The sequence below is a fragment of the Sulfitobacter sediminis genome (assembly GCF_040811725.1).
GTDB classification, from domain to species: domain Bacteria; phylum Pseudomonadota; class Alphaproteobacteria; order Rhodobacterales; family Rhodobacteraceae; genus Sulfitobacter; species Sulfitobacter sediminis.
Genome location: NZ_JBFNXX010000060.1, coordinates 1 through 5,846, shown reverse-complemented (window position 1 = coordinate 5,846; position 5,846 = coordinate 1). Strand labels below are relative to the sequence as shown.

Here is a 5,846-nt window from a genome sequence, read left to right as displayed (position 1 = left end):
AGCGCGAGACGAAGCTGGGCGCTCCGCGACCGATCCGACACATGCATGCAGCGGTCCAATCGAACCGGGCCAACAATAACTGCGAAGAGAAGCGTGACCCGGATGAGAGACCAGATCCTGAGAAACGGAAATGAAACGATGAAATGAACTTGACCCAAACGCCCGATTAGAGAAGCTGCCGTTTGCCGAGCGAGCGCCAATGTCTGCTTCGTCGCGATGGGGAAAAAACGGTGGACATCGCCACGGCCAGAACTCCCAGGCAGAATCCACCCAAAGCCTAAGACTGGGCAGCTATTCAGATCAACAATACTGACGTAAAAGGCAAATAGTTAAGAATTTAACTGGCGACATTGTCCCCTAACCCTTTGGCCGGAAGAAGAGATTGAAGTCAGGGTCAATGATCCGTCAAATATGGATGATAACCATTTTCCAGCATCATGGATTCCAGCGGGCGGGCAACATAAGCAACAACCGGTTCTTTGCAAACCGCAATGTAATGCGCCTGAAAGCGTTCAGTGTCCGTGAAACCTTGGGTGATGTTGAAACCAAAGTCATCCATCACCATTGCTTGACCATCATCACAAGCCCCGTAGCGTGGGAAGGCAATTTCCGGCAGCGCCTCCCAAAAGATCTCCGCATTAAAACCGCCGTGGTTTTTCAGCGCGTCTGTGCGCACGTCGCCAGAAAGAGCCATCTTTGTCCAATTCAACCCCAGAACATCGTAAACAGTGCCGGGGTACGCCATCTTGAAGCCACCTGCCGGGATTATGGCAACCGATGGCACACTGGGCAATTTAGCCAGTTCGGTGCCGACAATCCGAGACCCTTCCGCAATACGAAGTTCATGCCTGACATTGCCGCCATCAACGATAAATGCACCCCATGTCAGACCTGCATAGAATACCAAAACAAGGCTCAGAGTAATCTTGGTCAGTTTTTCAGAATACGCAGCCACAAACTCGGCAAGTGCATGGGCGGCAAGGGGAATGGCAAGTGGTAGGATGTAGATCAGGAATCTGTAAGAGCCAAAGTGATCCCCTCCCAGGATGACGTAGACCAGCAATCCTCCAATGGTCACATAAGGGACTAGCAAGGCATAGAAACGTGCGGCGGGGCGTGCAGAACTGGCGTTGATCATGGCAATCGAAAGTGCCGCACCAATAAATAGAATAATTGTTGTTGTCTCAGTTAGGAAGCTGCCGACATAAGAAATGCCCTGGCTCATTTGACCAAAGAGATCAGTAGATGTTTTGGCATAGAAAGTATTCGGAACGGGATATCCAAAAAATTGCAATCGCCAGATCGTAACGGCAGCGATAACCGCGACACTTAGCAGACCTGCGATGACATAAATACCGAAGGAGCGCCGGGTGTGCCATCTGAAATAAATCGCAATAGCGAAGAGCCCCTGGGCCACCCCAATTCCTTCTGGGCGGACAAGGGGGAGGCAACAGGCCCCCAGAAGAAGCCCAAAATACCCAGGCCAGGACCCACTCTGGGTCTCTATGCGCAACATGCTCCAGACCAGTCCACAGATCGCGAAAACCCAAAGGGTAATGTCCATCAAAGACCATAAGCTCCAGGCAAAAAAACCCGGGAAAAAGTTGAACAGCAAATAACAGAGTGCAACGGCGCCGCTAGCCCCGCCGATCATTCGCGTGATGGCACCAGAAAAAACAAGGGTGCCAACCGTCAGCAAGCCCGATAGTGCGGTGATCATGAGGATTGGAAATGGGGTGAGGAAAAGCGCAGCATTTATCAATGTCCATAGCAGCGAGGTAGAGCCCTCAACCCGCTCACCCCCAATATTGTAAACGTAGCCATGACCCTCAGCCAGGTGGCGCGCATAAACCTGGGTGATATTCGCATCGTCAAAACCAACCCTGGGTTTCAGCGCGTAATAGGTTAAGGTCAGTTGAAAAAAAATTGTGACAGCAAAACAGATCAGAACCGCCGGGTTGTTGCGAAAACCACGCAAAGTAGATGAGCTCTTCATGGTAACCTCATAAGTCGAGATATTTGAATATGCGTTCGGGGTTGGCAAGCTGCAATCCGGTCTAATGGCATGGCCACTTCGCGATCTACTGCTGCTGGGTGCGGCTGCTTCGGTAGCACCTAGATATTCAGTCCCGGCATCTGGTGGATCGGATTTAGGATGAATCGATCCGGGTCTGATGTCCAGATTTTGCAGATGTATTCGTATGGAGTGAGGCCGCTGAGCGTCTTCAGCCGACGTGCGAAGTTGTAGGCATCAAGGAAGTCGCCCTGGTGGCTGCGAAGTTGATCGTGGCTGTCGTAGTGATATCGCTTGACGGTCGCATCCTTGATGGTGCGGTTCATGCGCTCGACCTGGCCGTTGGTCCATGGGTGGTTCGGCTTGGTGAGACGGTGCTCGATCCCGTTGGCCTCGCAGATCATGTCGAACCGCATCGGTCGGGAATAGATGGTGTTCCGGTTTCTCGGCTGCTCCGCGAACTGGATGCCGTTGTCTGTCAAGATCGTGTGGATCTTGTAAGGCACGGCTTCCAGAAGGAGTTCAAGGAATTCCCAGGCTGTCTTGCGGTTCGCCTTTTCAACCAACTGCGCGACGGCGAACTTGCTGGTTCGGTCAATGGCGACAAAGAGATGGAGTTTGCCTTCTTCTGTTCTGACCTCGGCAATGTCGATGTGGAAATAACCAATCGGGTATCTCTTGAACTTCTTCCGTTTGGGCTTGTCCCAATCCATATCGGGTAGTCGAGAGATACCATGCCGCTGAAGGCAGCGATGCAGAGAAGACCGCGTCAGGTGCGGGATCGATGGCTGCAAAGCATAGAGACAGTCGTCCAGCGGTAGCAATGTGTGCCGCCGGAACGCGACGATCATGGCTTCCTCTTCTTCGCTGAGAACGGTTGAACGCGGGTCTTGGGGCCCGGTCTTCAGATCTTCAACGGTTTGGCGTTTACGCCACTTGGCCACCGTCTTGGGATTGATCCCCAATTCCCGGCTCAGCTCCGCGATCGAAGATTGTCCCTCTCGGGATCATGCTACGCATAACCCTGCCGGGCAGTGGATCGCTGTATTGCTGCTCTGACGGCGTGCGTGGTCGTGGCGCTGCCATGACGAACTTGTCCCATAAGGCCTCCTTCCATTCCAACGAAAGGATCACACCATCAAACCTTGGGATCAAACACCTAGAGTGTTCGGCCTTTAACCTGAGACATATCCGGCAGGCTTGAGGTAGTTCCAGCACTCTTCCGGTGAGAAGAGTTCGCAGATTTCTGTGAGAGCCTGGAACATGTCGGTGAAAGTTCGAGCACCGATCCTGCGTAGGTGTGCTTTGAGTTTCGAGAAGGCCATCTCAATCGGGTTCAGGTCCGGGCTGTAAGGTGGCAGAAACAGGAACCAGCATCCGGCTTTGCGCATGGCTTTGGCAGCGGCGGCGTTCTTGTGTGTGGCGAGGTTGTCCAGGATCACGACGGTGCCCGGCTCCAATTCCGGGACCAGCACCTGCTCGACGTAAGCGGCGAAAGCTTCGCCATCCATCGCCCCCTTGATGGCCCACGGTGCGATCAATGCGTTGGCGCTTCTTCAATGTATTTCTGAAACCGCGTCCTGACTGCCGATGGCAAAGGTGCTGACATGATCCATCCTCCCAAATGGGATGAACCACAGATCAACGCTTATGGGAATCCCCAACAATTCAGGTTTCGCGGCGGACGCTCTAACCTGGCAATTTCTGCCGCCGCGATCGTCGCTACGGCTGTATGGTCCGTAATGCTACTGATGAAGCCCGTAGTTGTATCTTCGAAGCCTGTTCCCAAGGACGACGGTGAGAAACCAGCGGAGTGACCTGAATAGGCTGCCTCGAACACGAGGCAGCCTCAATGCTACTGGAAGATTAGCAACCCATGGAAAAGTTAGAGGCACTTCTCGCACACTAAGGTTCTGGAACTTCGGGCACCGCAAAATTGATCGTTTCTGAGACGCTCTACTTCTTACCGATAGACGCATTCTCTCTGCGATTTCGGTGTCGCAATACTGCCTCTCGAAACCATTTTCCCAGAATTATCGCATTGTGACGGGTTTCGAGAAACATGGCAAAGCTGACATTCGCCGCAAACTGACTGATGACCGCTCCGGGCTCTCCTGAGACATCCGAGTCATTTTGTCAGATGACCGCTTGGCCGCCCTTTGCGGACACTTGATGACCAATCGCTTCGGTGACGTGCTTGTCTGGACAGACTAGAAAGGACCGCATGTTCCCTTCGGAGGGCAAGTATGCGCGCCTTTGTAGCGATTGATCTTCCAGACCTCGTTCGTGGTGAGCTCGGAGACTTGCAGAACGAGCTTGCGGTCGGTCGAGCTGTGCCCGAGGAAAACTTGCACCTAACGCTCTGTTTTCTGGGTGAACAGCCTGATGAGGCGATCAAAGAGGCGCACCTGGCTCTATCATGTATTCAGAGCTCTTCATTCACTCTGCGGTTGGCCGGTGTTGGAAGCTTCGGGAAGCGCTCGCCGCAAGTGATCTACGCGGATGTGGCGCCATCCCCCGGACTCATGGAGCTTGAAAAGCGGATAACCCGGGCGCTGAGGAATGCTGGGCTTCGGTTTCAGAAGCGGCGTTTCCGTCCGCACGTGACGGTCACGCGCCTGCCCAAGGGACTCTCGGTCTTCGAAATAGCAAACCTGCAAAGCCGACTGGCGGAGGTTTCGGCCTTCCAGGGGTCAGCATTTGAGGTCAGTAGTTTCCAGCTCTACCAATCGACCCTGACGCCAGCTGGCGCGCTGCACCAGGTGCTCGCGAACTACGAGCTGGCAGGGAGCTAAGAGCGGCCCAACGGCTTCTCGACCAGGTCTGAAACGGTCCGAAAAATTTCAAATCGCAGCATTCACGATAATCGAGTTCCGCCTCGCAGGCCTCCCGTTGCGCATCGAGTGAGTTGAAGTCCTGCTCAAGCCCCTCTTCGGAGCTCTTGCGGGTATAGATGGCGCAGCGGATCCGGCGCATCACTGGACCCCGAAGAAGCGCGGACCTGACCAGTGGGCGCCGGTAATGTGCCTGGCAATGGCGGAGAGGGACCGCCAGGTCTTGCCGTCCATGACATAGCCACCATCAACAACGTCGACCTGGCATGTCCGTCCGTTCCACTCCCGAACCAGGAAGGAACCGGGCTTGGCGGCAGCGGGAACGGTCTTTCCGGCGGCAATCTGCTTCAGGCGACGCACCGTTTTGGCCGATACACCGCCCAGTGCTTCGTTCTGCGCCTCCCAGGTCAGCACTCGCTTGAGGAACTGCAGAGACAGATGCTTGGGCGGTGGGCGGCCAAAAGCCTCGCGCCAGCGGTCCATGCAGGCTGATCGATCACAGGCTTCGATCTCTGCGATCAGGATCGACACCTGATCTATCTCTCCGGCGCTCACCGGTCGCCCTGCCCTGCGACAATCCGATAGACCGATCCCCTGTCTGTCTCTGTGCGGGTCACCGCGCACCCCGCCTTGCGCTGCGCTGATATCGCCGCCCTTGCCGTGTGCGGTTGCCAGCCGAAGGTCTTTTGGAGCTGGGCGATGGTTACCCCGGACTTCCGGGTCAGCAGTTTGTGTAGCTGCGCCTGGCGCGTTTGCTTACCCGCAGCCGTCTTCGGTTTGGCTGTCTTTGGCGGTACTAGCTCTGATGTTGTCACGGTCTGTCTCCACTCTTTGGGCAAAGGCCAACCCCTCGCCCTGTACTGAGTGGAGCCCGGAGGTTCCGGGCGTCATCGACACAGACAGTACCGCTCAGTCCTGCCCAGAAGTCCAGTCAAACTTGCAGGTCAGCCCCACAAGCAGACCTTGGTGCAAACCGCAGCGAATGACCGGACAGAGCC

5 protein-coding genes and 1 pseudogene are annotated in these 5,846 nt (G+C 55.1%); 1 reads left to right on the top strand and 5 read right to left on the bottom strand.

The annotated features are described in order from the left end of the window. Positions 1–394: 394 nt before the first annotated feature. The 3 genes and pseudogenes from AB2B41_RS22860 to AB2B41_RS22850 all read right to left on the bottom strand — a co-directional run bounded on the left by AB2B41_RS22860 (position 395) and on the right by AB2B41_RS22850 (position 3,555). Positions 395–1,996, bottom strand: coding sequence for a hypothetical protein (locus AB2B41_RS22860; protein ID WP_367880138.1), 1,602 nt, complete (start codon positions 1,994–1,996; stop codon positions 395–397). A gap of 119 nt (positions 1,997–2,115) precedes the next feature. Then, positions 2,116–3,116: pseudogene (locus AB2B41_RS22855) on the bottom strand (IS481 family transposase). Between the two features lie 73 nt (positions 3,117–3,189). Next, complete coding sequence (locus AB2B41_RS22850; RefSeq protein WP_367880137.1) at positions 3,190–3,555, bottom strand: transposase; 366 nt, start codon at positions 3,553–3,555, stop codon at positions 3,190–3,192. Between the two features lie 705 nt (positions 3,556–4,260). Here AB2B41_RS22850 and thpR point away from each other — a divergent pair. Beyond that, entirely contained in the window at positions 4,261–4,809 is a 549-nt protein-coding gene (thpR, locus tag AB2B41_RS22845) for an RNA 2',3'-cyclic phosphodiesterase (protein ID WP_367880136.1), read from the top strand. A gap of 180 nt (positions 4,810–4,989) precedes the next feature. Here thpR and AB2B41_RS22840 read toward each other — a convergent pair whose 3' ends face one another. Next, positions 4,990–5,403, bottom strand: coding sequence for a DUF2924 domain-containing protein (locus AB2B41_RS22840; RefSeq protein ID WP_367880135.1), 414 nt, complete (start codon positions 5,401–5,403; stop codon positions 4,990–4,992). Then, the gene (locus AB2B41_RS22835) at positions 5,400–5,663 is read right to left on the bottom strand and encodes a DUF3489 domain-containing protein (protein WP_367880134.1); all 264 of its coding nucleotides are present in this window, start codon (positions 5,661–5,663) and stop codon (positions 5,400–5,402) included. Before AB2B41_RS22835 ends, AB2B41_RS22840 begins: the two co-directional genes overlap by 4 nt. Positions 5,664–5,846 lie beyond the last annotated feature (183 nt).

Excerpts from the sequence above, each read along its gene's own strand:
- AB2B41_RS22860 (WP_367880138.1), bottom strand. The coding sequence starts at position 1,996 with ATGAAGAGCTCATCTACTTTGCGTGGTTTTCGCAACAACCCGGCGGTT.
- thpR (WP_367880136.1), top strand. The coding sequence starts at position 4,261 with ATGCGCGCCTTTGTAGCGATTGATCTTCCAGACCTCGTTCGTGGTGAG.